At 69.5% G+C, this 25,666-nt stretch carries 23 protein-coding genes and 1 pseudogene; 14 read left to right on the forward strand and 10 right to left on the reverse strand.

Translation table 11 applies throughout. The features are described from left to right. Positions 1-45: 45 nt before the first annotated feature. Together ACH49X_RS06715 and ACH49X_RS06720 are read right to left on the reverse strand one after the other, a co-directional pair. Positions 46-945: a phosphatidylinositol mannoside acyltransferase gene (locus ACH49X_RS06715; RefSeq protein ID WP_195078457.1), complete on the reverse strand. Its 900-nt coding sequence runs from the start codon at positions 943-945 to the stop codon at positions 46-48. A gap of 3 nt (positions 946-948) precedes the next feature. Next, positions 949-1,116: a hypothetical protein gene (locus ACH49X_RS06720; RefSeq protein ID WP_195078456.1), complete on the reverse strand. Its 168-nt coding sequence runs from the start codon at positions 1,114-1,116 to the stop codon at positions 949-951. A gap of 333 nt (positions 1,117-1,449) precedes the next feature. Between ACH49X_RS06720 and ACH49X_RS06725 the strand changes: the two genes are divergently transcribed. Together ACH49X_RS06725 and ACH49X_RS06730 are read left to right on the forward strand one after the other, a co-directional pair. Then, positions 1,450-2,082: a hypothetical protein gene (locus ACH49X_RS06725; RefSeq protein ID WP_195078455.1), complete on the forward strand. Its 633-nt coding sequence runs from the start codon at positions 1,450-1,452 to the stop codon at positions 2,080-2,082. A gap of 84 nt (positions 2,083-2,166) precedes the next feature. Next, on the forward strand, positions 2,167-2,667 hold the full coding sequence (locus tag ACH49X_RS06730; RefSeq protein ID WP_195078454.1) for a helix-turn-helix transcriptional regulator: 501 nt from the start codon (positions 2,167-2,169) through the stop codon (positions 2,665-2,667). Here ACH49X_RS06730 and ACH49X_RS06735 read toward each other — a convergent pair. Further along, positions 2,635-3,237, reverse strand: a complete 603-nt coding sequence (locus tag ACH49X_RS06735; RefSeq protein ID WP_195078453.1) for a carboxymuconolactone decarboxylase family protein — start codon at positions 3,235-3,237, stop codon at positions 2,635-2,637. The two genes, ACH49X_RS06730 and ACH49X_RS06735, sit on opposite strands and share 33 nt — an antisense overlap. 251 nt (positions 3,238-3,488) lie before the next feature. Here ACH49X_RS06735 and ACH49X_RS06740 point away from each other — a divergent pair, with 251 nt between their 5' ends. The 5 genes from ACH49X_RS06740 to ACH49X_RS06760 all read left to right on the forward strand — a co-directional run bounded on the left by ACH49X_RS06740 (position 3,489) and on the right by ACH49X_RS06760 (position 10,293). After that, complete coding sequence (locus ACH49X_RS06740) at positions 3,489-5,114, forward strand: acyl-CoA synthetase (protein WP_195078452.1); 1,626 nt, start codon at positions 3,489-3,491, stop codon at positions 5,112-5,114. Between the two features lie 178 nt (positions 5,115-5,292). Then, complete coding sequence (locus ACH49X_RS06745) at positions 5,293-6,951, forward strand: acyl-CoA synthetase (RefSeq protein ID WP_195078451.1); 1,659 nt, start codon at positions 5,293-5,295, stop codon at positions 6,949-6,951. A 147-nt stretch (positions 6,952-7,098) separates the two neighbouring features. Next, a complete protein-coding gene (locus tag ACH49X_RS06750) occupies positions 7,099-7,662 on the forward strand; it encodes a hypothetical protein (protein WP_323124173.1) in 564 nt (187 codons plus the stop codon). A gap of 320 nt (positions 7,663-7,982) precedes the next feature. After that, the gene (locus tag ACH49X_RS06755) at positions 7,983-9,446 is read left to right on the forward strand and encodes a PepSY domain-containing protein (protein WP_357108261.1); all 1,464 of its coding nucleotides are present in this window, start codon (positions 7,983-7,985) and stop codon (positions 9,444-9,446) included. A 97-nt stretch (positions 9,447-9,543) separates the two neighbouring features. After that, complete coding sequence (locus ACH49X_RS06760) at positions 9,544-10,293, forward strand: hypothetical protein (protein ID WP_357108258.1); 750 nt, start codon at positions 9,544-9,546, stop codon at positions 10,291-10,293. 83 nt (positions 10,294-10,376) lie between these two features. Here the strand turns inward: ACH49X_RS06760 and ACH49X_RS06765 are convergent, their stop codons facing one another. Continuing rightward, positions 10,377-10,877 carry an ArsI/CadI family heavy metal resistance metalloenzyme gene (locus tag ACH49X_RS06765; protein WP_357296656.1) on the reverse strand — a complete coding sequence of 167 codons (501 nt, stop codon included), beginning with the start codon at positions 10,875-10,877 and terminating at the stop codon, positions 10,377-10,379. Between the two features lie 98 nt (positions 10,878-10,975). On the opposite strand from ACH49X_RS06765, the gene ACH49X_RS06770 reads away from it, so the two are divergent. Further along, positions 10,976-11,335, forward strand: coding sequence for an Rv2640c family ArsR-like transcriptional regulator (locus ACH49X_RS06770; RefSeq protein ID WP_357296654.1), 360 nt, complete (start codon positions 10,976-10,978; stop codon positions 11,333-11,335). Positions 11,336-11,575: 240 nt separating this feature from the next. Here ACH49X_RS06770 and ACH49X_RS06775 read toward each other — a convergent pair whose 3' ends face one another. Further along, the gene (locus tag ACH49X_RS06775) at positions 11,576-13,378 is read right to left on the reverse strand and encodes a serine/threonine-protein kinase PknD (RefSeq protein WP_357208338.1); all 1,803 of its coding nucleotides are present in this window, start codon (positions 13,376-13,378) and stop codon (positions 11,576-11,578) included. 384 nt (positions 13,379-13,762) lie between these two features. Here ACH49X_RS06775 and ACH49X_RS06780 point away from each other — a divergent pair, with 384 nt between their 5' ends. Together ACH49X_RS06780 and ACH49X_RS06785 are read left to right on the forward strand one after the other, a co-directional pair. Then, entirely contained in the window at positions 13,763-14,068 is a 306-nt protein-coding gene (locus ACH49X_RS06780) for a hypothetical protein (protein WP_357208340.1), read from the forward strand. Between the two features lie 96 nt (positions 14,069-14,164). After that, positions 14,165-14,620: pseudogene (locus ACH49X_RS06785) on the forward strand (SRPBCC family protein); the annotation flags it as partial. Between the two features lie 226 nt (positions 14,621-14,846). Here ACH49X_RS06785 and ACH49X_RS06790 read toward each other — a convergent pair. From ACH49X_RS06790 to galK, 3 genes are all read right to left on the reverse strand, one after another. After that, positions 14,847-15,098, reverse strand: coding sequence for a hypothetical protein (locus tag ACH49X_RS06790; protein WP_357108246.1), 252 nt, complete (start codon positions 15,096-15,098; stop codon positions 14,847-14,849). A gap of 12 nt (positions 15,099-15,110) precedes the next feature. Next, positions 15,111-16,802, reverse strand: a complete 1,692-nt coding sequence (locus ACH49X_RS06795) for a sodium:solute symporter family protein (protein ID WP_195082127.1) — start codon at positions 16,800-16,802, stop codon at positions 15,111-15,113. A gap of 256 nt (positions 16,803-17,058) precedes the next feature. Continuing rightward, entirely contained in the window at positions 17,059-18,180 is a 1,122-nt protein-coding gene (galK, locus tag ACH49X_RS06800) for a galactokinase (protein ID WP_357108243.1), read from the reverse strand. 615 nt (positions 18,181-18,795) lie between these two features. Between galK and ACH49X_RS06805 the strand changes: the two genes are divergently transcribed. Continuing rightward, complete coding sequence (locus ACH49X_RS06805; RefSeq protein WP_357108240.1) at positions 18,796-20,328, forward strand: GGDEF domain-containing protein; 1,533 nt, start codon at positions 18,796-18,798, stop codon at positions 20,326-20,328. Position 20,329: 1 nt separating this feature from the next. On the opposite strand, the gene ACH49X_RS06810 is transcribed toward ACH49X_RS06805, so the two are convergent. Continuing rightward, positions 20,330-21,082 (reverse strand): DUF6319 family protein, encoded by a 753-nt coding sequence (locus ACH49X_RS06810; RefSeq protein ID WP_195081881.1) that lies wholly within the window; start codon positions 21,080-21,082, stop codon positions 20,330-20,332. Between the two features lie 155 nt (positions 21,083-21,237). Beyond that, complete coding sequence (locus tag ACH49X_RS06815; RefSeq protein WP_195081882.1) at positions 21,238-21,858, reverse strand: TetR/AcrR family transcriptional regulator; 621 nt, start codon at positions 21,856-21,858, stop codon at positions 21,238-21,240. A gap of 212 nt (positions 21,859-22,070) precedes the next feature. Between ACH49X_RS06815 and ACH49X_RS06820 the strand changes: the two genes are divergently transcribed. From ACH49X_RS06820 to ACH49X_RS06830, 3 genes are read left to right on the forward strand one after another with little or no spacing between them, the layout of a single operon-like run. Then, the gene (locus ACH49X_RS06820; protein ID WP_357108233.1) at positions 22,071-23,438 is read left to right on the forward strand and encodes an NAD(P)-binding domain-containing protein; all 1,368 of its coding nucleotides are present in this window, start codon (positions 22,071-22,073) and stop codon (positions 23,436-23,438) included. A gap of 7 nt (positions 23,439-23,445) precedes the next feature. Continuing rightward, positions 23,446-24,603, forward strand: coding sequence for a serine hydrolase domain-containing protein (locus ACH49X_RS06825; protein ID WP_357108230.1), 1,158 nt, complete (start codon positions 23,446-23,448; stop codon positions 24,601-24,603). Beyond that, a complete protein-coding gene (locus ACH49X_RS06830; RefSeq protein WP_357208436.1) occupies positions 24,603-25,649 on the forward strand; it encodes an NAD(P)-dependent alcohol dehydrogenase in 1,047 nt (348 codons plus the stop codon). The genes ACH49X_RS06825 and ACH49X_RS06830 overlap by 1 nt, the downstream gene beginning before the upstream one ends. The last annotated feature ends 17 nt before the right edge of the window (positions 25,650-25,666 follow it).

Here is a 25,666-nt window from a genome sequence, read left to right on the forward strand (position 1 = left end):
TAGCCGCTGGATTCGCGTGGGGGCTGCCCGGCGATTGAGGGCGGTTCAAGCGTTTCGGCGAGCGAGCCGGGCGGCGGTGACGTCGGCCGTCCAGAGGGGCTGGAGCATGTGCCAGTCGGCGGGGTGGGCGGCGATGCCCGCGGCGAAGCGGTCGGCCAGCGCCTGGGTGGTCGCGCGCACTCCGCCGCTGGTGTCGAGAGGTGGATCCACCCGGAATCCCCAGCCGCCGGGGCTGAACCAGCAGTGCACGGGCAGCAGTGGCGCGCCGGTGTCGATCGCCAACCGAGCGGGCCCGGCAGGCAGCCGAGCCTCCTCACCGAAGAAGGTGACCGGTACGCCCCTGCCGGACAAGTCGCGTTCCCCGAGCAATCCGACTATCCGCCCCTGCCGGATCCGCGCGGTCAACTGCGGGAACGGCGGCGTCGCCGAACCGGTGAGCGGGATGATCTCGAATCCCAGGCGTTCGCGGAAACGGACGAAGCGCCGGAACAGCGATTCCGGCGCGAGCCGCTCCGCGACGACGGTCGGTGAGCCGACGCGCTGCACCACCCAGACTCCCGCCAGGTCCCAATTACCGCTGTGCGGCAGGGCGAGCACCGCGCCGGTGCCGCGTTCGACCGCGTGGTGGATGTGTTCGAGCCCGGTCGCCGAGGATTCGATGATGTCGGCCAAGCGGATCGGGTCCATCGTCGGCAACCGGAAGGCTTCGCGCCAGTACCGGGCATAGGAGCGCAGGCTCGCCAGGATCAGCGGCTGCGGCACCTCGTCCGGCGTGGTGCCCAGCACCCGGGACAGGTTGCGGCGCAACTGATTCGGCCCACCATCGCGAGCCGCGCGTTCGGCTCCCACGTCGAAGAGACGGACGGCCAGCGGTTCCGGCATGGCGCGCACCAGCCGCCAGCCCGCGGCGTAACCGAGATCCCATGCGGTGGCGGCCGGCTTCATCGGTCACCCGTCGGCGGCCTGCGTCGTTTCGTCGGTCGCCATGGCGGGCGTTGCGGTGACGGCGTCGCTGAAGACGGGCAGATGGACCGCACCGGGCGCGGGCGCGCCGGTCTCCACCGGCTCACTGCGATGGCTGAACAGGTCAGATGACGGTCGGTTACTTCGATACATTCCGGGGTTCTCCGCTCACTCGCGATCGATGGCACCCGACTGGGTGGCGTACCGCGAAGACACGATCGCCGCCGCCGTGAATTCGGCGGTCACCTCGAGACTCCACACTACGCCTACCCAGATCAAACGGAACGGTTTTTTCGGAACTGCAGCCACCGTCGACGACCCTGTGGCTGCGTCGATGGGTCAATGACACGATCACGCCAATCGGCGTTCATCCCTGGACAGGCGCACCCCCGCCGAGGCAGCGTATCGCCCTGAGTCGCTGGATCGACGAATCAGCGGACGTATCTTCACTCGAGCAGTACCAGAAAACCTCAAGGAGAACTGGTTATGCAACGACTGAGTTTTACGCGTCGCCTCGCTACCGCCATCGCCGCCTCGGCGGTGTTCGCAGCGCCGTTCGCCGGACATGCCGCCGCCGAACCCGCCGGGGTGGATTGGTCCGCCGCCGCACAGCAGCTGCGAGCCGCCGCATCCGGCAATCCGGCGGCGGAGCGGGCGGTGGACCGGCTGATCGCCTCCGGACAGCTGGCGAAGGCGGGCCAGGTGGCCTTGCCCGCGCAGCCGTTCCAGATCCCCGCGCAGTCGGACATCGGCCGCGGCGAGGGCCCGGGCGTGTACGGATCGGGAATCGCGCTCGGCATGGACGGATTCCGCATCGGATTCTTCGGCGGACCCGGCACCATCTCGCCGAACCAGGGCGGCGCGAAGCTCGAGGCGCTGTGGATCAATCTCGCGAACGGACGCAGCGGCACCGAATTGCTCTACGAACACAACGACGTTCCGGTGGACACCACCATCCGCACCCGCGCCTTGGACACCGGCGCGGGCCCGGTGGTCGCCGCGGTGTACGGCTCGCTGTGGCACCGCTGGTCGGTGCCGGTCAGCGACCAGAACCCGGACGGGTACGCCTACCGGCTGGGCACGATCTCGGTTCCGTCGTTCGGCGCCGTCTACAACTGAGCGCCGCGGCTCCGGCTCCCGCCGCCACGGGAGCCGGAGCCTTCGGTTTGTCGGAAGGTGGGTCCTTCCGTAGCTTTTGGGTTCGTGAGTCTGGAAGACCGGGTCGCCGAACTGGAGCGGCGGCTCAGCGCGCTGGAGGAAAGCATCCGGCCCGATGGCCTCCCACCGGGGGCCGAGCAGTGGGCGGTGGCTCGTTTGCGGGAGGAGTTCGCCGCGGCCGACGAACCCGACGGCGGCGTCGTGTTCGCCGGGTCCGTGCGTCTGCCCAACGATCAGCAGCGCGAGTGGCAGGCCCGGTTCACCACCGGCGACCTCATCGAGGACGACTGGGCCGAGACGGCGGAATGCCTTGCCGCGCTGGGCAGCCCGGTCCGGCTGCGCCTGCTGCGCGAGATCATGGGCGGGCGGCGAACCGCGGCCGAACTGGCCGGAGTCGACGGTGTCGGCGACTCCGGCCAGATCTACCGGCATTTGCGGCAACTGGCCGCGGTGGGCTGGCTGCACACCGCAGGGCGCGGGCGATTCGAGGTGCCCGCCGCCAGGGTGGTGCCGCTACTGGTCGCCCTGGCCAGCGCTCGCCGCTGATTCCGGCGGCGTCGCGGCGGCCACGTATCCCGCGGTGGCGAGCATGCCGCCGATCTGCTCGTAGGTCGCCCGCTCCCGTGGCGCGACCGTCGCCAGGCCGTCCACATAGCGGTTGAACATGCAGAACGCCGAGGCGACCAGGACCGCGTCGTGGATGTCCTCGTCCTTCGCGCCCGCGGCGCGCGCGTTCTCGATGTCCTCCGGCGTCACCTCCAGCCCGGACCGGCGCACCTTGTCGGCGATACGCAGCAACGCGCGCAGTTTCGGATCGATCGCGGCGGAGTCCACGTCCTCGATGACCGCGTCGACCAGTTCGCGGCCGCCGTCCACCAGCGCCGCCGCGGTCGCCGCGTGCGACTGGGTGCAGAAATAGGTCTGGTTGCGCGAGGACACGTACGCGGCGATGGTTTCGCGCTCTCCCGGCGTCAGCGGCGACGACCCGCGCAACAGCGTCTGCGCGAATTCGCTGAGCGCCATTCCGGTTTCGGGCTTGAAGGCGAACAGACCCCGGATGCCGGGCAGATCGCCGGGAATGTCGATGAATGGTGCACGGTCCTGCGGATCGGACATCGGCCGCGGCTCCCTTCGAGCGGTCTCGAGACGTTGCGAGGGTAGCGCTACCGGCCGGTAACGGCGGGCGAAAAGGGCGAAATCGGTCCGACGGCCGTTCCCAGCTGGGACGGAAGCCACCGAACCGAGACGGATTTGTCCGTTTCTATTGTGACCTGTCACACTCCGCACTGCTACGGTGGCAAGTCAACACGCCGTACCGGTTCGCTAGGTCGAGGACCGACGCGAGGGTTTTGTGGAGGTAATTCGACATGAACTTGGCCCACACGCTGGAGGCCGTGAAGGCGCTAGGGGTGCTGCGGAGCCGGGGTGTCACCGACCCGAAGAAGCCGCTGGAGACGCTGCGCACGATGCGGGAATCGCGCATCCTCGGCCCCCAGGCGACGCTGATCCGGCACTCCGCGCGGGTGGCCCCGGACGCGCCGGGCATCGTGGACGAGGCAGGCACGCTGACCTACCGGGAACTGGACGACCGGTCGACGGCCGTCGCGCGCGGCCTGCAGGCGGCGGGCATCACCGAAGGCCAGGTGATCGGCCTGCTCGCGCGCGATCACCGCGGGCTGATCATCGCCATGGCCGCCGCGGGCAAGCTCGGCGTGCGGGTCGCGTTGATGAACACCGGGTTCGCCAAGCCGCAGTTCGCCGAGGTGTGCGTCCGCGAGAAGGTCAAGGCGGTGCTGCACGACAGCGAGTTCCTGGGCCTGCTCGACGCGCTGCCCGCCGACTTGCCGCGCTACCTCACCTGGGTCGACGAGGGCACCGCCCTGCCCGAGGGCGCGCAGACGCTCGACGACTTGGTCGCGGCCAACTCCACCGAGCCGCTGCCTGCGCCGAGCAAGCCCGGCGGCTTCATCATCCTGACCAGCGGCACCACCGGCCTGCCGAAGGGCGCCCCGCGCACCAAGGTGACTCCGCTGTCCACGGCGCAGATGGTCGACCGCATCCCGTTCCCCCGGCGCGGCACCCAGGTGATCGTCTCGCCGATCTTCCACAGCACCGGCCTGGCCACCTGGCTGGTCGGCGCGGCGCTGTCGAACAAGGTGGTGGTGCGCAGGCGGTTCGACGCCGAGGCGACGCTCGCCCTGGTCGCCGAGCACCAGGCCGACATGCTGGTGGCGGTGCCGACGATGCTGCACCGGATGGTCGAACTCGATCCGGCGATCCGGGCCGAGTACGACACCTCCTCGCTGAAGGCGATCGTGCTGGCCGGCTCGGCGCTGTCGCCGGAACTGACCATCAAGGCCACCGAGGCGTTCGGCCCGGTGCTGTACAACCTCTACGGCTCCACCGAATGCGCCGTGGCGACCGTGGCCAATCCGGAGGACCTCGCGCTCGCGCCCGGCACCGTCGGGCGGGCGCCGATCACCTGCGAGGTGCGGCTCTACGACGACAACGACCAGCGCGTCACCGCCGTCAACACCACGGGGCGCATCTTCATCCGCAGCGGCGCGCCGTTCGAGGGCTACACCGACGGCAGGCACAAGCAGATCATCGACGGCTACATGTCCAGCGGCGATGTGGGCCATTTCGACGAGAACGGTCTGCTCATGGTGGACGGCCGCGACGACGACATGATCGTCTCCGGCGGCGAGAACGTCTTCCCGCAGGAGGTGGAGAACCTGCTGCTGGAACGGCCCGACATCTTCGACGTCGCGGTGGTCGGGGTGGACGACGTGGAGTTCGGCAAGCGCCTGCGCGCCTTCGTCGTTCCCGAGCCCGGCTCATCGCCCGACGGTGAGGAGATCAAGGCGTACGTGAAGAACAACCTGGCGCGCTACAAGGTGCCGCGCGAGGTGGTGTTCCTCGACGACCTGCCGCGCAACGCGACCGGCAAGCTGCTGCGCCGCGTGCTGGTGGAGTACGAGGTCAAGGCCTGACCGACAGCGGGCCGGGCCACCGCGCCCGGCCCGTTACCAGCGGGTATCAACCCGATGAGATACGTGACACAACCGGTTACACACGCTTGCTAGTGTTAGCACCAGCACTGGGTATATCGAATTGCGGTCCGCACCACCCGGAGGATCACCGGGTGCCACCGCCGGAAGGTTGTCGTCGATGTCTCTTTCCCTCCCCGCGTTGGGCGGCGCCGCCCGCAAGGCGGGCGATCTGGCCCTTGGCGTGAACGTGATGGTCAAGCGGCGGCTGTTCAATCCGCTGCGCCCCGACCATGCCGCACGGTCGGCGTTCAACATCTTGAAGTTCGGTCCGTTCGCCGGTGTCGTCATGCACGCCGCGCAGACCAGGCCGCACGCCGTCGCGATCGTCGACGAACGCGGGGAGCTGACCTTCGGCCAGCTCAACGAGCAGTCCAACGCCCTGGCCCGCGGGTTGCAGGCCAAAGGCATCAATCCCGGTGACGTGGTGGCGATCCTGGCGCGCGACCACCGCGGCATGGTGCTGAGCCTGCTGGCCACCGGCAAGCTCGGCGTGCGCGGGGTGCTGATGAACACCGGTTTCGCCAAGCCGCAGTTCGCCGACGTGGCCGAGCGCGAGAACGTCAAGGCGGTGCTGCACGACAGCGAGTTCATCGATCTGATGAGCGCCATTCCCGCCGCGATCCCGCGCATCCTCACCTGGGTGGACGAGAAGGACGGCGCCGATCCCGCGATCCCGACCATCGATTCGCTGATCAGCGGTCAGTCCGGCGCGGCGCTGCCCGCCCCGGCCAAGCCCGGCGGCATCGTCATCCTCACCAGCGGCACCACCGGCACCCCGAAAGGCGCCCCGCGCGACCGGGTCAGCCCGTTCGCCTCGGCCCAATTCATCGACCGGGTGCCGCTGCCCGCCGACGGCACCATGATCATGGCGGCGCCGATCTTCCACGGCACCGGTCTGTCCCAGTTCACTCTCGGCCTCGCGCTGGGCAACCGGGTGGTCTTCCAGCAGCGCCGCTTCGATCCCGAGCAGACCCTGGCGAATATCGAGAAGTACCGGGCGGATTCGCTGGTGGTGGTCCCGACCATGCTGCAACGCATCCTCGACCTGGACGCGGACGTGCTGGCGAAGTACGACGTCAGCAGCATCAAGGTGATCTTCGCGGCGGGCTCGGCCATCGCGCCCGACGTGGTGACCCGCACGCTGGACCACTTCAACGACAGCCTCTACAACCTCTACGGCTCCACCGAGTGCGCCGTGATGACCGTCGCGACGCCGGAGGACCTGCGCAAGGCGCCCACCACCGCGGGCAAGCCTCCGGTCGGCATCAGGATCGTGCTGCTCGACGCCGACCGCAAGCCGATCACCGAGCCGAACGTGACCGGAACCATCTTCGTGGACAACGGCTTCGCCTTCACCGGCTACACCGACGGCCGCACCAAGGAGATGGTGGACGGCATGATGTCCAGCGGCGACGTCGGGCACTTCGACGCCGACGGCCTGCTCTACATCGACGGCCGCGACGACGACATGATCGTCTCCGGCGGCGAGAACGTCTTCCCGCTCGAGGTGGAGAACCTGATCGCCGGGCGCGACGACATCTTCGAGGCCGCCGTGGTCGGCGTGGACGATCGGGAGTTCGGCAAGCGGCTGCGCGCGTTCGTCGTCCCGGGTCCCGAGTGCAAGCGCGACCCGCAGGAGATCAAGGACTACGTCAAGGCGAATCTCGCTCGCTACAAGGTCCCGCGCGAGGTGATCTTCCTCGACGAACTGCCCCGCAACGCGACCGGCAAGCTGCTGCGCAAGCCGCTGATCGAGATGGAGGTCGACGCGGGCTGAGCGGCGCGCGTCCACGGTCTGCTCGGCGGTGCGCGGGCCGCCAGCCTCGCGGGCCGAAGTAGGCCCAGTTGCAGCCGCATGTCGCACCGGATTTCGGTGCGTGCCGATGCGGTCGGACGCGTGCAATCGGTCCGCTATCATCAGCGGGTGAGTTACGAGTTCGACCGGTCTGCCGCGGGACGTCGCGGCGCCGTCGCGCGGGTGCGCGGTGGCTCGGCCGGTGCGATCTCGGGGGCCATTTCCGTCGCGGCGCACGGCTGGGCTTCCGGCGGCATGCTGCCGGGCACCACCGCGCTGGCCCTGCTCGCCGCCGCGTCCGCCGTGATCGGCGCGATGGTGGCGGGCCTGGCCCCGCTGCGCGAGACGTCGTCCGGGCTGGTCGCGGCGCTGGTCGCCGGGCAGCTGCTCGGGCACTTCACCATGGGGCTCGACTCGGGGCACCTGCATCACGGTGATGCCCAGCTGACTCCGGCCATGCTCGCCGCGCACGTGTGCGCGGCATTCGCGGCGGCCATCGTCATCCGGGGCGCGGAGGCCGCGTACCGGATCGCGACCGCGGTGCTGCGCCGCGTGCTGCCGGTGCGCCACACTTCGCCGATCGTCGCGGGCCGCGCTCCTTTGCGGACGGTCCATCGCGACCGGGTCGTCCTTCGTGTGTTCGCGGCCGAGGCGCTGCGCACACGTGCTCCGCCATTCGCGGTCGTTCGCTGATTCTTTCCACACCCGGTGCACGCGTGGCGTGAGTGTTGCTCATCGTCACGGTCTTTCGTGCGGCACCGCGTCGCCTCGCACCCTCGTGCCCACGCTGAGCGCGCGAACGCGACGTGTCGTCCCGGGTCGCGAATCCATCCCTCCGCCTGCGGCGGTGCGATCGGGCTCCCTCGAAGGAGCGCGTGTCCCGCCGTCGGAACAGTCGTATCCGCGACGAGCGCGTTCGATGTATGCGCTCTCGCCGTGGCGACCCCGTGCCCATGGCTATCGAAGGGTGGTGCGCGCCCCGACCGGGTTCCGCCGTCAGAAACGAAACGATCGTGAGTACAACAGAAACCATTTCCGACGCCGACTTATCGGCGCCGTCGGATTCCTCCGGCCCGCGCAGGGCCACCGCGCGTAACAGCCTGTACGCGCCGGCCATGCGCCTGCACTTCTACGCGGGTGTGTTCGTCGGGCCGTTCATCCTCATCGCCGCCGTCACCGGCGCGCTCTACGCGATATCGCCGACGCTCGAGTCGATCGTGTCGCGTGACCTGCTGACGGTCACCGAGACCGGAACGCCGAAGCCGCTGTCGGAGCAGGTCGGCGCGGCCGTCGCCACCCGGCCGGACCTGCCGCTGGCCGCCGTCGCCCCCGCCGCGGGCGCGCGGGACACCACCCGGGTGCTGTTCAACGACCCCTCGCTGGGCGAATCCGAGCGGCGCGCGGTGTTCGTCGACCCGTATACCGCGCAGCCGGTGGGCGATTCCGTCGTGTACGGCAGCTCGGGTGCGCTGCCGATGCGCACCTGGATCGATCGGCTGCACCGGGACCTGCACCTGGGCGAACCGGGCCGGCTCTACAGTGAGCTCGCCGCGTCCTGGCTGTGGATCGTCGGGCTGGCCGGGCTGGTCATCTGGGTGCGCCGGGTGCGCAGCCGCCGGACCCGCAACGGCTGGGGCTGGCTGCTGGCGGCCGATCGGTCGCAGCGTGCGCGAGGCCGCACCCTGAACTGGCACGGTGCGGTCGGGATGTGGGTGCTTCCCCTGGCGCTGCTGCTGTCGGCGACCGGCATGACCTGGTCGACCCACGCGGGTGAGAACATCACCGACTTGCGCGAGCAGCTCAGCTGGACCACACCGGCGGTCAGCACCGCATTGCCCGGTGCCGTCGCGCCGAGCCATGATTCGGGTTCCGATCACCACGGCGGCGGTCACACCGAGCACGCGCCCGCCGACCCGGCCGATCGGATCGCCCAGCTGGATCGGGTGTACGCGACCGCACGCGCCGAAGGCATCACACAGGCGGCCGAGATCGCCGTCCCGGCCGCGCCGGGCCGAGCGTTCGCGGTGAAGGAACGCCGGATGCCGGGCGTCTACACCGTCGATTCCGTGGCCGTCGACGGCGCGACCGGCGCGGTCACCGATCGTCTGCCCTACGCCGACTGGCCGCTGATGGCCAAGCTCACCAACTGGGGCATCCAGTTCCACATGGGCTTGATGTTCGGGCTGCTCAATCAGTTGTTGCTGCTCGCGGCGATGATCGGCCTGATCACCGTGATCGTGCGCGGCTATCTGATGTGGTGGCGCAGGAGGCCGACCCGCGACGCGGGGCGGTTCGCGCTGGGCCGGGCGCCGCGGCGCGGGGCCTTACGCAAGACCTCGCTGTGGCTGGTCGTCCCGCTGGTGGCCGCCGCGCTGGTGGTCGGCTGGTTCGTCCCGTTGGTCGGGCTGAGCCTGCTGGTGTTCCTCGCGATCGACGTGCTGCTCGGCCTCGCCGGACGGATGCGCGCCGCCGCTTAATCACATATCCACGGGCTGCGGCCCGTTACTTCCACGACCTACCGAACGTCACGGGTATGGCCGTCGCTTCGCCATGCCTCGAAAACCAAGGATTCCCATGCAGATCACGAAACTAGCCCTGGCCGCCGCGTTCACGACCGCCGCGGTGAGCATCGCCGCCGGCACGAGTTCCGCCGCTCCCGAGGTCGCCGCGGTGGACAGCACGTCCGTCGAGTCCACGTCCACCGAAGCCGCCGAGGCCGTCGGTTTCACCGCCCACGCCACCGAGACCGCCAGCGTCATCAGCATCGATTCCGGCTCTCTTGTGGTCGAGGATCACGTGTTGAAGGTGAAGGCCGCCGACGGCACCGTCGTCGCGGGCGCGCCGTTGACCTTCCTGGTCGACGAATTCGAATTCCCCATCGCCGCGGAGATCTCCGGCCGCACCGCGACCCTGACCCCGCAGTTCGACATGGCGCACGCGGTCTACAAGCCGGTCGCCCTCCCGTTCGAGGACAAGGCGCCGTGGAAGACCGAGTACGACCGTGAGCAGGCGGCCTGGTCCCGGATGACCAGCACCATCTCCATGGGCGCCACCATCGGTACCCTGGTCGGCGGCATCGGCGGCGCGGCGGTGGGCTGCGTGCTCGGCGGCATCGCCGGCGCGACCGTCGCCGCCGCCACCATCGTCGGCATGTTCGGCCCGTTCATCCCGGCCGCCGCCGTCGGCTGCCTCGGCGGCATCGTCGCCGTCGGCGCCCTCGGCACGGTCGCGGGCCAGATCCTGGTGACAGCGCCCGTCGCCATCGGCGCGGCGATCATGTACTTCTCCACGATCAACTCCCCCATGCCCGCTCCGCTCAAATGACCCGTTGACGCGAGTGGCACACCACCGAGAGTTCTGCCCGCGGTTCGCCGCAGTGGTGTGCCACTCGTGTTCGTCGGTGGGGGTCAGGCGCAGCAGGTGGCGCCGGAGGCGAGGGCTTCCTTCTTCGCCGCGGGGGTGCAGCAGGTGGCTTCGGCGGTGGGGCCGCAGCATGTCGGGACCGCGTCGGACGAGGTCGGTTCGGATGCGGTGCCGAAGGTTTCGCTGTCGGCCAGGACGGTGTAGACCTCCCAGCGCTCCTTGTCCGGTGCGGTGACCCAGACCTTGTCCTGAGTGGCGAAGCAACAGGTTGTGGCGAGCTGTTCTTCGGTGAACAACCCGGCTTCGGACAGGCGGGCGATCTCGGCGTGCACCTTCTCGGAGGTTTCGACCTCGACGCCGAGGTGGTTGACGCTGCCGCCGTGGCCGGGATTCTCGATCAGCACCAGTTTCAGCGGTGGATCGGTGACGGCGAAGTTGGCGTAACCAGGCTTGCGTTTGGCGGGCTCCGTCGCGAACAGGGTCGAGTAGAACGCCACGGCCTGGTCGATGTCGTCGACGTTCAGGGCGAGTTGGATGCGGGACATGACTACCTCCACTTGTGTGACATATATCGAAGAACCGGTTCGGTGCCGAGTCTGCCACCTTTTCGACATATGTCAATGCAGTCGGTAGAGTCGATCGCATGCCCAAGACGCTGCCCATGATCGATATGTCCGCCCCGGTCTGCTGCGCGCCGGTCGCGGCGGGGCCGGTCGACGACGCCGCCGCGCTGGCAGTGGCGCTGCGGTTGAAGGCGATCGCCGACCCGGTGCGGGTGAAGCTGCTGTCCCTGCTGCTGACCAGCGCCGCGGGCGAGGAGAACGGCGGCGACCTCGCGGCAGCGGTGGGTCTGTCGGAGTCGACGGTCAGTCATCACCTCGGCCAGTTGCGCAAGGCCGGGCTCGTGGAGTCCGAACGGCGCGGTATGAACACCTTCCACCGCGCCCGCCGCGATGCCCTGGCGGCGCTGTGTGTGGTGCTGGACCCCAACTGCTGCCGCTGAACTGCACCTGTCCTCGGCGTCGGTCCTGGCCGGGCGCCGCCGCCTTGGTGGCAGCCGGTAGCGGCGGTAGCAGGCCGGCGCGAGGAAGACGGCCGCGCGACCGGTGAAGACCCTGACTCAGCAGCCAGGTGCCGAGGGCGTTTCCACCGGGCCTGGTCCGCCTTCGTGCGGCGAGGGTGTCCAGGTCCGGCATGGCGGCTCCTGCGCCTACCCCGCCGGGACGGTGGAATGTCGGGCAGTTCAGCCGACCGAGAGTTTCACCACCGGATCGTGGCCCAGATCGGTGATGTAGATGTTGCCCGCCGAGTCGACCGCCACACCCTGAGGATTCTTCAGGCCGGTGAACGGTAAGGGGGTCGGCGTCGACGCGCCCGCCGCCAACCTCACCACCCATTTGTTACCCCAGTCCACGACGTACACATCGCCCGCCGCGTCGACCGCCAAGCCCTGGGGATCTTTGAGCCCGGTGAACGGCAACATGGTCGGCGCCGGCGCGCCCGCCGCCAACATCCGCACCTGCTCGGTACCCAGTTCGGTGACGTAGACGTTGCCCGCCGGGTCGACCGCCACACCATCGGGGCCTTGGAGCCCCGTCAACGGCAGCGTCGTCGGAGCCGACGCGCCCGCCGGCAATTTCAGCACCCGATCGTTGCCCCGGTCGGCGACGTACACGTCTCCCGCCTTGTCGACGGCCACACCATGGGGGTCCTTCAGGCCGGTGATCGGCAGCGGGGTCGGCGTAGGCGCACCCGCCGCCAATTTCAGCACCCGATCGTTACTCGTGTCGCTGACGTAGACGTTGCCCGCCTGGTCGACCGCCACATCCTGCGGATTCTTCAAGCCCGTGATCGGCAGCGGGGTCGGAGCCGACGCGCCCGCCGCCAATTTCAGCACCCGATCGCTATCCATGTCGGTGACGTACACGTTGCCCGCCGGGTCGACCGCCACACCGGTGGGCAGGCTGATGCCGGTGAACGGCAACGCAGTCTGTGACGAGTAGCCCGGGGCGATAAGCGTGGGTGAACTGCCACCTCCGCCCGATTCCCGTTGGACACCGAGGACGACGGCTACGGCGGCCACCACCGCGACCGCGGCGGCCAGCGCCCCGGCGGTCTTGGGCGACAATCCGAACCGCCGCCCCTGGCGCGCAGGCACGCCCACGGTGACGCCGGCCGAGGAATCGTCCACCGCGGCGCGGGCCGCCGCGGCCAGTTCACGCACGGTCTGGTAGCGATCGCCGGGGTCTTTGGCCATCCCCTTGGCGATGACCGCATCGAACGCAGCCGGTACATCAGGTGTGGTGGCGCTGGGGCGCGGCGGCGGGGTGTGCAGGTGATGGGCGATCACCCCTTGCATTCCGAAATCGCTCGCGAACGGCGGCCGACCGGTCAGGCACTCGTACAGCACGCACGTCAACGCGTACACGTCCACCCTGGCATCGGCCTTGACCTCCGCGCCGATCTCCTCCGGCGCCATGTAGGCGACGGTGCCGATGGTCTCGCCGGTCGCGGTCAGCGTGCGGTCGTCGGCGGCGTGCGCGATGCCGAAGTCGATCAAGGAGGCGAATTCATCGGCCCCCAGCAGGATGTTCGTGGGTTTGACGTCCCGGTGGACCAGCCCGGCGTCGTGGGCCGCCTGCAGCGCACCGGCCACCTGGGCGATGATCGCCACTGCCCGCCGCGGCGCCAAGGGGCCTTCGCGCGTGATCAGCGTGCGCAGGTCGGTGCCCTCGATCAGGCGCATATTCAGATAGAGCCGACCGTCGATGTCGCCGAAGTCGTGGATGGGGATCACATGCGGCTCGGTCAACTGCGCCACCGCGCGGCACTCCCGGCGGAACCGCTCGCGCAACTGCTCGTCATCGGCGAAGCGCTCGGGCAGCACCTTCAGCGCCACCACCCGGTTGGTCAGCGAATCGTGCGCCCGCCACACCTGGCCCATGCCGCCCTGACCCAGCAGCGACAACAGCCGATAGCGCCCGAACACCTCGGCCGACTCCGGCCCCCGGGCGGTGCCCCCGCCATCAACTGTCGCGTCATCCATGGTGCCGTCCCGTGACCACTTGTCTGGCTAACGGCCTCGCTCGCATCCCGACCCGCTCGCGAGCAGATAGCTCCACCCTAGTCGATCCGGCCAGGCCGGACGCCCGTAGTCGGGCAGGGAGGGCGGTGACGCATTCGTACATGTGGCCGTCGAAGGAGGTCATGGGGGCCACGCTCCAGAGCATGCCGGTTCCTCGAGGCTGGGGGTCCTCTGGTCGATGGTCTCGTGCGGTCGCCATGACGAATGCGTCACCGCCGCAGAGGCCAGGATCCCGCTCCGCGTTCTCGGGTGCCCTCGCACGTTTCGGGTGGTCCTCGCATCCGCTGCCGCGAGTGCGCGAAAGATGCCGTTCACAGCCGCCACGCGTCGCCGGCGCATCGGACGATGAGCGATGCCGAGACGGGCATCGCACGACGCGCAGTTTCGGTACCGGTGTCGAATGCCGCTTCGGCGCAACGGGTTACGGTGACGGATTTCACGGCGCGCCGCGGTCACATCACCCGGTTCGGCGTGATCATCGGCGAATTCGCGTTTCCGCCAGTTTCCGGTGCGCGTGACTCATCGGTCCGGATTTCAGCGTCGCTACCAGCGAAAATACGGCCGACCATGATCCGTGCCCGCACGTCGACCGGCCCTTCAGAGCGCGGGTGGCCCGACCGTCGCCTGTTTGCGCCCGAACCCCTCGGGTAAGCGACCAATGTCCCGAGTCGCCCCACAAGGGAGCGCTTGTCAACCGAGAGACGCCCGTCCGCGAATGACGCGGGCAGGCGAGGAAAGGGGTAGCAAGTGAGCACAATGGCCGCCACGGTGGACGTCGAGGTCCCGGTTCGCACCGCCTACAACCAGTGGACGCAGTTCGAGTCGTTTCCGCAGTTCATGGAGGGTGTCGAAGCGGTACAGCAGATCGATGACCGGCATATGCACTGGCGTGTCCATGTCGGCCCGTCGACGCGGGAGTTCGACGCCACCATCACCGAGCAGCATCCCGACGAACGCGTCGCCTGGAAGTCCGACAGCGGGCCCAAGCACGCTGGCGTCGTCACGTTCCATCGGCTCGACGACACCCACACCAGGGTGACCGCGCAGATGGACGTCGATCCCGAAGGCTTCGTGGAGAACGTCGCCGACAAGCTCGGTGTGCTCAAGCACCGGGTGAACGGTGACCTGGAGCGCTTCAAGCACTTCATCGAGCATCAGGGCCGGGAGACCGGCGCGTGGCGCGGTGACATTCCGCGTCCCGATGCCGGGAGCACCGCCACGGAGCGCGGCGCCGCTCCCCGCCCGGGCACGACCGGTACGCCAGGTGTGGGCGGAACCGGCATGCCTGGTGTCGGCGGAACCGGCACTCCCGGTGCCGGCGGAACCGGCGCCGGTGGAACGGGCACCTGGCCCGGCGGAACCGGCACTCCGGGCGTCTGACCCGTACGACAACGGTGCCCCCTGGGTCTTCCCAGGGGGCATCGTCGTGTCAGGCCGAGTCGCGCTCCTCCTCCGCGTCCGCCGGGCGCGATTCCGGCGGCACCTGGACCGGGCGCAGCACGGCCCAGGCCACGAAGGCCACCGCCACCACGCCCATGCCGAGCCCGGCCCAGAGGTTCACGTTCACTCCGCCGGTCTTGGCCTGCTCGGCGGCGGTGTCGTGGACCAGTCCGGTGACGACGAGAACGATCGCGTAGCAGCCGAGCAAGCCACCGACGATGGTGCGGATATCGAAAAGCATTGCGATGGTTCCTTATCCGACGAGGATGTTGAGCGCGATGACGAGCACGAGCGCGATGCCCGCGAGCAGGACCGGGCGCTGATACCAGGGCAGCGTGCCTGCCTCCGGGTCGGTGCGCACTTCCTTCGGCGTCTCCGAGTACACCAGCCCGATCAGCTCCGCCGCCGGTTTCGGCAGGGTCACCTGGGTGACCACGACGCTGACCACGATGTCGACCACGAACGCGGCACCGGCGGCGACGAAGCTCGCCCCCTGGCCGGACAGCTCGAAGACCTTCGTCTCGTGCAGGATGAAAACGACGATGGCGGAAGCGGTTCCGCAGACCAGCCCCATCCAGCCCGCCGTCGGCGTCATCCGTTTCCAGAACATGCCGAGGATGAACGTGGCGAACAGCGGCGCGTTGAAGAAGCTGAACAGGGTTTGCAGGTAGTCCATCATGTTGCTGAACCCGGAGGCGATGAACGCGGTGAAGATCGCGGCCACGGTCGCGCCGATGGTGGCCAGCCTGCCCACGCGCAGGTAGTAGCCGTCCGGGCGGTCGCGCCGCACGTACTGCTGCCACAGGTCGTAGCTGAAGACGGTGTTGAACGCCGAGACGTTGGCCGCCATGCCCGCCATGAACGCCGCGAGCAGACCGGCCAGCCCCACCCCGAGCAGCCCGTTGGGCAGCACATCCTTCATCAGGTACAGCAGCGCCTGGTTGTAGGTGGTGTCGCTCTCGAAGTCCGGATTCGCGGTCACCGCCGCCTTGTACTCCGCCATCTGCGGCACCAGCACCGCGCTGATCATGCCCGGGATCACCACGATCAGCGGGATGAACATCTTCGGGTACGCCCCGATGATCGGGGTGCGCCGCGCCGCCGAGATCGAGTGCGTCGCCATCGCGCGCTGCACCTCGACGAAGTTCGTGGTCCAGTACCCGAACGACAGCACGAACCCGAGGCCGAACACGATGCCGAGAATGGACAGGAAATCGTTGGAGAATCCGCTCAGCGCGTTACCCGGCCACGACTCCCACTGCGCCGCCCCTCCCGGTGACGCGGTCACCTTGTCCTGCAGACCGCTCCAGCCGCCGACGCGGTGCAACCCGACCAGAGTCAGCGGCAACAGCGCGGCCACGATGACGAAGAATTGGAGCACCTCGTTGTAGATCGCGGCCGACAGTCCGCCCAGGGTGATGTAGGACAGCACGATCACCGCGGCCACGATCACCGACACCCACAGCGGCCAGCCCAGCAGCACGTTCACGATGGAGCCGAGCAGATACAGGTTGACCCCGGCGATGAGGATCTGCGCGATGGCGAAACTCAGCGCGTTCACCAGGTGCGCACCGGTGCCGAACCGGCGGCGCATGAATTCGGGCACGCTGCGCACCTTGGAGCCGTAGTAGAACGGCATCATCACCACGCCGAGGAACAGCATGGCGGGCACTGCCCCGATCCAGAAGTAGTGGAAGGTCGGGAACCCGTATTCCGCGCCGTTGGCGGACATGCCCATGATCTCCACGGCGCCGAGATTGGCGGAGATGAACGCCAGGCCGGTCACCCACGCCGGCAGCGAACGCCCGGACAGGAAGAAGTCGATGCTCGAGGACACCCGCTGCCTGGCCAGCAAGCCGATGCCGAGCACGAACACGAAATACAGCGCCACCAGCGCGTAATCCACAGGCTGCGCGTCCAGGCGGAGGGTCTCGGCGGCTACCAGGGACGGTGGCGATGCGGCCGGGTGCGGGCCGGGCACGGCGGCGAGAACGGACGAATCGACGAGCGGCACAGCGTTCCTCCTGGCGGTGAAACCGGGGCGGCGAGCGAGGTCGTTCGTCGTGCGAGAGCTGCGCCGTGCTGGTCGAGCCCGGCGCGCGCGACCTCATCGTCGCCCGCCGAATGGTGTCGGCAGACACCACTCTGCGCGATCATGCCCGACCGGCGTGGCACATTCGCGCACAAATCCGGCCGGTCGCTCAGGCGACCCGGTGGGCTCCGTCGGCCGGGGCCACCGCGAAGGTCCGCGGGCCGGACAGATCCGCGTCGGCGAAACGCCGCCGCACCGACTCGGCCACCGCCTCGGTGCGGTCCCGGTCGACGAGCGCGATGACGCTGCCGCCGAACCCGCCGCCGACCATGCGCGCGCCGTGCGCCCCGGCCGCGAGCGCGGCCTCGACCGCCGTGTCCAGCGCAGGTGTGGACACCTCGAAGTCGTCCCGGAGCGAGGCGTGTCCCGCGGTGAGCAGCGGGCCGATGCCACGGGGGTCCACGCCCGCACGCAACTTTTCGGCAACCGCGAGCACCCTGGCGTTCTCCGTCACCACGTGCCTGGCGCGGCGGCGCAGCACGTCGTCGGCGATCCGGGTGGTGTCCGCGGCCGCTGCCACCTCACGCAAAGCGCCTACGCCGAGCGCCTCGGCCGCCGCCGCGCATTCCGCGCGGCGCTCTGCGTAGCGGCCGTCGGCCAGTTCGTGCGGTTGGCCGGTATCGATCACGAGCAGTTCCAGCCCGGAAGCGCCGAGGTCGAAGGGAATCTGCTCGGCGCAGCGTGGGACGTCGATGTCGGCGGCGAACGCCCGCATGTCCAGCAACAGCGCGTGCCCCGCGGTGCACAGCATCGCGGCCGATTGGTCGAGCAAGCCGGTCGGCGCGCCGACGTAGTCGTTCTCGGCGGCGCGGGCCACGTCGATCAGCCTGCGGTCGGTCAGCTCCGGTGCGAACAGATCACGCAGCGCGATCGCCACCGCGCAGGACAGCGCCGCCGAGGACGACAGTCCCGCGCCGATCGGCACCGCGCCGTCCACGTCGAGGTCCACGCCGGGGACCCCGTGCCCGCGCCGGATGAACTCGGCGACCACGCCGAGCGGGTAGCGCGCCCATCCCGGCACCCTGGCCCGCGCGCCGTCGAGGTCGGACACCGCGACGTGCACCGGCTCGCCGGGCCGCTGCCGCGAGCCGACCCGCACCAACCCGTCCGTGCGCCCCGCCGCCGCGCACCGCACCACCAGCGGCAACGCGATGGGCAGGACGTAGCCGTCGTTGTAGTCGGTGTGCTCACCGATGATGTTGACCCGCCCCGGCGCCACCCATGTCCGCACGCTCGCTCCTCGCTGTCCCGATCGCTGCCAGGGTACGAGACACGCCGCGCCGACTCCGCTTTCGACCCGCTGGGCTGCGGAAGGCGTTCGTGCCGCCCACCCGCAGTCGCCATCCCCCTCTGCGCCGGCCTGGCGGACATGACCGGGCGCGGCGACGCCGGCCGCAGTGGTGTGCCACTCGTGTTCGTCGGTGCGGGGTCAGGGTCGCGGTGCGGCCGGAGAACTGCGCGGCGATGGGGCTGGCTGCTGGCGGCCGATCGGTCGCAGCGCGCGTGAGGCCGCACCCTAACCGTGCCGTGGATCGGCCCGGACCATTTCGCGGCCCGCTCTCCCGAACCCGGGACGCGAACTACTACGCGGGATTCCCCCTTGTTGCGTCAAGTGCCCGCCAAGGGGCCGCGTTCCGTGCCATGATCAAATCAGTTGTCCAGATATTGGTTGCCGAGCGCGCCGCGGTCGGTTGGGACATCTGCTCGTACAACAACACTCGGTTCTCGTTCGCCGACAGCATCCGGGCGGTGCTCGGCGAACAGGCGAACGTCGAAGTCGCGGTGGAGGATTCCAGATCTATTACGCGGCCCGGTGCACCGGGGATGGAGCGACCAAGGGGGGCTGATGACACCCAGCGAACCGCCACAGACCAGCTGTCGGCGCAGCATCGGAACGGGTTGGTACGCGGCGCTTCTCGGGGGAAGCGGGGCCGCGATCGCGGTCTATCTGGCACTGGACTCGCAGGTCGCGGCGTTCGTGACGATGGCGGTCATCGTCGGCGAGACCCTCGCCATGATCGCCGTCGGCGTGCGCACCCACCGGCCGGCGCACCCGTTGCCGTGGTATCTGCTGTCCGGCTCGGCGGTGCTGTTCGCCACCGGCACCACGCTGCGCGACGTCTGCGACCACGCGGTACACCCGCTCGACGACGCGTTCACCCTGCTCGGCTACCTCGGCGTCGGGCTCGCCGCGCTGATCTGGTTGTTGCCGCGCCACGTGCACGGCGACTACGACCTGCTGCTGGACTCGGGCCTGATCGGACTCGGCGCGCTGCTCGCCTCCTGGACCTTCCTCATCTCCCCGATCCTGCAGGCCACAACGACCGGTCCGGACGCGCTGGTGGCGGCGACCTATCCGGTGCTCGACGCGCTGCTGCTCACCCTGGTGGCGCACTCGATGGCGACCTCCACGCGCGCGGAGACCTCGCTGTGGCTGCTGCACGCCGGACTCGTGGCGGTGCTGCTCGGCGACCTGGGCTACAGCTTGGAGACGGCGGGCGCGACCGCGCTCGGGCGCGGAGTGCTGCTCGCTCCCCTGCTCGCCGCCTACGCCACCGTCGGTGTCGCGGCGCTGCACCCCACCATGACCTCGCTCGGCGCGCCGCGGCGCATCCATCCGCACCACTCCAGGCAGCGCGCCAGCCTCATCGCGATCGCGCTGATCGTGGCCTCGCTGGTGCCGGTGGTCGGGTCGAGCCTGCGTCCGCTGGACCGCGTGGTGGTGTCGTCGCTGTTCGCGCTGTTGCTGATCGGCATGCTGGTGCGCAGCGAACGCGCGATCGTGCGCAGCGCCCGCAGCGAGCGGCGCGCGCAGTACCAGGCCGACCACGACATACTCACCGGATTGCTGAACCGGGCCGCGCTGCTGCGCGCGCTGCGGCAGCGCGGCGAACAGTGGGCGGAGCAACCGATCTCGCTGCTGTTCATCGACCTCGACGGCTTCAAGCGGGTCAACGACAGCTACGGGCACGCCGTCGGCGACGAGCTCATCGCGACGGCGGCCGGCCGGATCCGGCGGGTGGCGCGCCACGAGGACGTGGTGACCCGCTACGGCGGCGACGAATTCGTCGTCCTCGCCCGGCTGTCCCGGCCGGAGGCCGCCGTGCTGGCCGAACGGCTGCTCGGCGCGTTCGTCCGGCCGTTCGGGCTCAGCGCAGGGGAGATACCGATCACGGCGAGCGTCGGCGTGGCGTGCGTCGGTCCGCGCAGCTCGGACACCGACATGCACGGCCTGCTCCGGGAGGCGGACGCGGCCATGTACCACGCGAAGCAGCACTCGCTCGGTTACGCGTTCCACGACGACATGCGGCGCACACCACCCGGCACCGAGCGCCGGATCTGGCGCACGGCCGCCCGATCCGCCACTCCCGCCGTGTGATTCAGTCGCTCAGCTCGTCCAGCAGGCGCTTGGCCTCCTCGAGCTCGGCCTGTAACTGCTGCACCTTGGCCTCCTGCACCCCGCGCAACGCCTCCAGGACGCCCGCGACCACTTCGGCGACCTCCGGATGCAGGATCTTCGCCGCCTGCGCCACCGCCGAACCGGCCACCGGCAGGCCGCGCAGGGTGCGCTTCTTGCCGCTGACCACGTCGATCGACCACTCGCCGTCGGAAGTGCCGGTGAGCGTCACGGTGACCTCGGGCGCCTTGGCCTTGCGGGCGGCGGCCGCCTTGGCGGGTTTCGGCGCCGGGGCCTGCTTGGCCGCGCTGTCGGCTCGGCTCGCTTCCGCGGCCGCCTGCGCCGGCTTCGGGGCGGCCGACGGCGCGGGCGCGCTCGGCGGCGCGGGCTCGGTCGTGGCGCTCGTCGTGGTCGACGACTGGGTCACAGGGGATTCCTTCCTGGTTGACTGCTTCGGCTGGGCGGTGGCGCCCGCCGCCCCTCGCGGCGGCTTGGTCAAGGTCACCTCGGTGGGAGAGAAGGACAGTACATCCTTCGATCCGGTCGGCCGGACCTGCAAGAAATCACCGTCGGCAGGGTCGCCGAGCGAGATCACCTTGCCCGAGCGCCCCTCCGGCACGCCGACCGCGGCGGCGGTGAACCACACCATGGGCGGTCGGCCGCCGGCGATCTCCGCGGCGATCTGTTGAATCTCGCTGTCGGACAAGGGCTGCGGCTTGGTTCGTGGGGACGGCATGGGTAACTCCGAGCGATTCGTGGTTGGCTGCGTGCACAGATGATGCCGCACGACGCCGACACATTCGCGGGCCACCATCGAATACGGCCCGTCCAAGCCAATGTTCGAGCTCTCAGCGAACGATGGGCAACATACGCGGTCGGCCCGCGCTCGGTTCAGCTCGCCGTCGTCGGCGCGCGCAGCGCGGGAAACCAGATGTCGGTGAGCACTTCGACGGCTTGGTCCACCGAGACATCGATGGTGCCCTGCATCGCCCATCGCGTGAAGAATCGTTCCAGTTGCGCGACCAGCAATTCCACGCGCAGCCGCGCCTCGTCGCGCCGGTCGTCGGGCCACCCGGCGAGGTAGGCGGTCATCGCATTGGGCAACGCGAGGATCCCGGTGCGGGCGATCTCGCGGAACTCCGGCTCCAGCGCGGTCGCTTCGTCCCAGGCGGGCAACAGGTCCTTGTATTCGTGGAACCACTCGATGGCGCGGGTCATCCATCCGGAGAACTCGGCGCGCGAACCGGTCTCGAGCACCCGGTCGAGATCCTGATAGAAGTGCAGCACGGTGGGCACGGTGCCCTGCTCGGCGATCGCGCGCAAGATCTCCTGTTTCCCGGCGAAGTGCAAGTAGAAGGTGGCGCGGCTGCAGCCGACCGCGGCGGCGATGTCGTCCACCCGCACGGCCGCGTAGCCACGGGTGGCGAACAGCTCCTTGGCGCCCTCCATCAGCCGGGCCCTGGTCTGCTGCTTCTGCTCGTCCCGCAGATTCGTGCTCGCGTTCGTACGCATGGTGGACAGGTACCTCATATCCGTTGAAAAGAGGGCTCGACGTGCGGCTGCGCCGACCGAGTCTACGCGCGAACGATCTCGATGGACAGTGCGTCACTCACTAGACGTACTGTCTACCGACTGTTATTTTGTTGCCTACGTCACTCCGGCGCGCGAGCCGCGCCGGACGGTTCGGCCGTCACCGACGACGGCCTCCAGCACGAGGACAGTGAATGACGTCAACCGCACTCCCCCGCGTCTGCGTGATCGGGGCGGGCCCGTCCGGGATCACCGCCGCCAAGCGCCTGAACGACCACGGCATCCCGTTCGACTGCTACGAGGCTTCCGACGAAGTCGGGGGCAATTGGTACTTCAAGAACCCCAACGGCATGTCGGCCTGCTACCAGAGCCTGCACATCGACACGTCCAAGTTCCGCTTGGCTTTCGAGGACTATCCTGCGCCCGAGGAGTGGCCGGACTTCCCCCACCATTCGCAGCTGTTCCAGTACTTCCGCGACTACGTCGACCATTTCGGCATCCGCGATCGGATCGTGTTCAACACGAAGGTGACCGCCGCCGAGCGCGACGCGGACGGCCGCTGGGTGATCACCACCGGCGACGGGAGCACCAAGGACTACGACGCGCTCATCGTCTGCAACGGACACCACTGGGACCCCCGCGTCCCGGACTATCCGGGCGAATTCGACGGCACGCTGCTGCACAGCCACGCCTACAACGACCCGTTCGACCCGGTCGACATGCGCGGCAAACGCGTCGTCGTGGTCGGCATGGGCAACTCGGGCCTCGACATCGCCTCCGAGCTGTCGCAGCGGTTCATCGCCGCGAAGCTCTACGTCTCCGCCCGGCGCGGGGTGTGGGTGCTGCCGAAGTACGTCAACGGCAAGGTGGGTGACAAGCGCTCGATGCCGCGGTGGATGCCGCCGAAGCTGGGTCTCAAGCTCAAGCAGCGTTTCGTGCGCAAGTTCCGGGGCAACATGGAGGACTACGGCCTGCCCGAGCCCGACCATCTGCCGTTCGAGGCGCATCCGTCGGCGAGCGAGGAGTTCCTGCACCGCGCCGGCTGCGGCGACATCACGTTCAAGCCCGCGATCACAGCGCTGGAGGGCCCGCGCGTGCGCTTCGCCGACGGCAGCGCCGAGGAGGTGGACGTGATCGTCTGCGCCACCGGTTACCGCATCAGCTTCCCGTTCTTCTCCGATCCGGAACTGCTGCCCGACGCCGACAACCGTTTCCCGCTGTTCAAGCAGATGGTGAAGCCCGGCATCGACAACCTGTTCTTCCTCGGTCTGGCCCAGCCGCTGCCCACGCTGGTGAACTTCGCCGAGCAGCAGAGCAAGCTGGTCGCCGCCTACCTGACCGGCCGCTACCACCTGCCGTCGGCGCAGGAGATGCGGGCGGCCATGCGGTCGGCGGAATCGGCCAGGTCGGGCCGTTACTACGACTCACCACGGCACACCATCCAGATCGAATTCGAACCGTACGTGCGCGACCTGCGACGGGAGCTGGCACGCGGAGCCAAACGCGCCGCCGCCGCGGGGAACGCGCTGCCCGTTCCCGCTCGCACGCCCGAACATGTGTGAGGCGGCGATGACCACCACCACGGGCACCGCCACCTCGGGATTCTGCGCCGAACGATTCGCGCGCGTGCGCACGGAACTGGAGAACCGGCTCGCCTCCGGCGACGAGCTGGGCGCGTCGATCTGCGTCACGGTCGACGGCGAAACGGTCGTCGACCTCTGGGGCGGCCACCGCGACCCGGAACGCGCCGCGCCGTGGACCGAGGACACCTTGGTCAACGTCTTCTCCATCACCAAGACCATGACCGCGCTGAGCGCTCTGCTCCTGGTCGAGCGCGGCGAACTGGACGTGCACGCGAAGGTGGCCAGGTACTGGCCGGAGTTCGCGGCGAACGGCAAGGGCGGCATCGAGATTCGCCATCTGCTCGCGCACACCTCCGGCGTCTCCGGATGGCAACCGCCGATCGAGCTGGCCGACATCTACGACACCGAAGCGTCGGCCGCCCGCCTCGCGAGCCAGCCGCCGTGGTGGGAGCCGGGCACCGCGTCGGGCTATCACGCGCTGGCCTACGGCCACCTGATCGGCGCGGTGATCCGCCGCGTCACCGGCCGGTCGCTGGGCGAGTTCTTCGCCGAGGAACTGGCCGGGCCACTGGGCGCCGACTTCCACATCGGCACCGCGCCCGAACACCACGGGCGGATCGCGACCTTGATTCCGCCGGAGATGCCGGAATTCGACCTGGCCGCGCTCGACCAGGACAGCGTGCTGGTCAAGACGCTCACCAGCCCGCTGCTGGACATCGCCGCGACGGCCAGCGCCGAGTGGCGTCAAGCCGAGATCGGCGCGGTGAACGGCCACGGCAACGCCAGATCGGTGGCGCGGGTGCAATCGCTGGTGTCTTGCGGCGGCGAACTCGACGGGCGGCGGCTGCTGTCGGAGCGGACGATCGAGTTGATCTTCCAACAGCAGTCCGACGGTGTGGATCTGGCGCTTCTGACGCCGCTGCGGTTCGGCATCGGTTACGGTCTGCCGCAGCGGCAGACCGCCCCGGAAGTGCCCGACGGCCGGGTGTGCTGGTGGGCCGGGTACGGAGGCGCGATGGTGGTCAACGACCTCGAGCACCGCACCACGTTCGCCTATGCCATGAACCGGATGGCGCCGGGTCTGATCGGCTCCGACCGCGCCGACGCCTATCTGCGCGCGACGTTCGCGGCGGTGCGCGGATGATGCAGGCGCTCCAGCTCACCGAGCCGGGTGTGCTGGAACTGCGCGAGGTGCCGATACCGCGGATCGGTCCCACCGATCTGTTGCTGCGCGTGGGCGCCGCGGGAATCTGCCATTCGGATCTGCACGTGCTGCACATCCCCTTCCGGATGCGCGAGGAGCCGTTGACCCTCGGCCACGAGATCGCGGGAACCATCGAAGCCGTCGGCGACGGAGTCGACGGCCGCAGGCCCGGCGAGCGCGGCATCGTGTATCTGTGCTGGTCGTGCGGCGTCTGCCGGGAGTGCGCCGCAGGCAACGAGAACGTGTGCCTTGCCGCGGGACGCACCGCCATGCCACCGTGCCCCGGGCTCGGACCGGACGGCGGGATGGCCGACTACGTGCGGGTGCCTGCCAGTTCGTTCGTGCCGATCGGTGACCTCGACTTCGCCGAGGCCGCTCCGCTGGCCGACGCCGCGCTGTCGAGCTATCACGCCATCCGCGACGCTCGTGATCGGCTGGGGCCCGGGTCGGTGGCGGTGGTCGTCGGGATCGGCGGGCTCGGCCACCTCGCGGTGCAGATCCTGACCGCTACCACCGCGGCGAGGGTGCTGGCCGTGGACGTGAGCGCCGAGAAGCTGGAGCTCGCCGCGCGCTGCGGTGCGGCGGAAGGACTCATCGCGAGCGACGGCACCGCGAGCGAGATTCTCGCGCGGACCGAGGGGCGGGGCGCGGACGCGGTGTTCGACTTCGTCGGCGTCGACGCGACCGCGCGCCTGGCGGTGGAATCGGTAGCGCCCAACGGGGCCTACCGCATGGTCGGCCTCGGCGGCGGCGCGCCGGAGATCACGGCGGCCCCCGCCACCGGCACGGGCTGGCCGTGGGGCGCCACGGTGCGCAAGTCCTACGGCGGCACCAGATCCGACCTGATCGACTCCGTGGCGCTGGCCGCGGCGGGCAAGCTGCGCGCCGAGGTGGAGCGCTACCCGCTCGCCGAAGCACGCGCCGCCCTCGACCGGCTGGAGCGCGGGCTGGTCACCGGGCGCGCGGTGCTGGTCCCCGAGCCGTGACGAATCATCCCTGCGCA

The organism is Nocardia sp. NPDC019323 (genome assembly GCF_044389845.1).
Taxonomy (GTDB): Bacteria; Actinomycetota; Actinomycetes; order Mycobacteriales; family Mycobacteriaceae; genus Nocardia; species Nocardia implantans.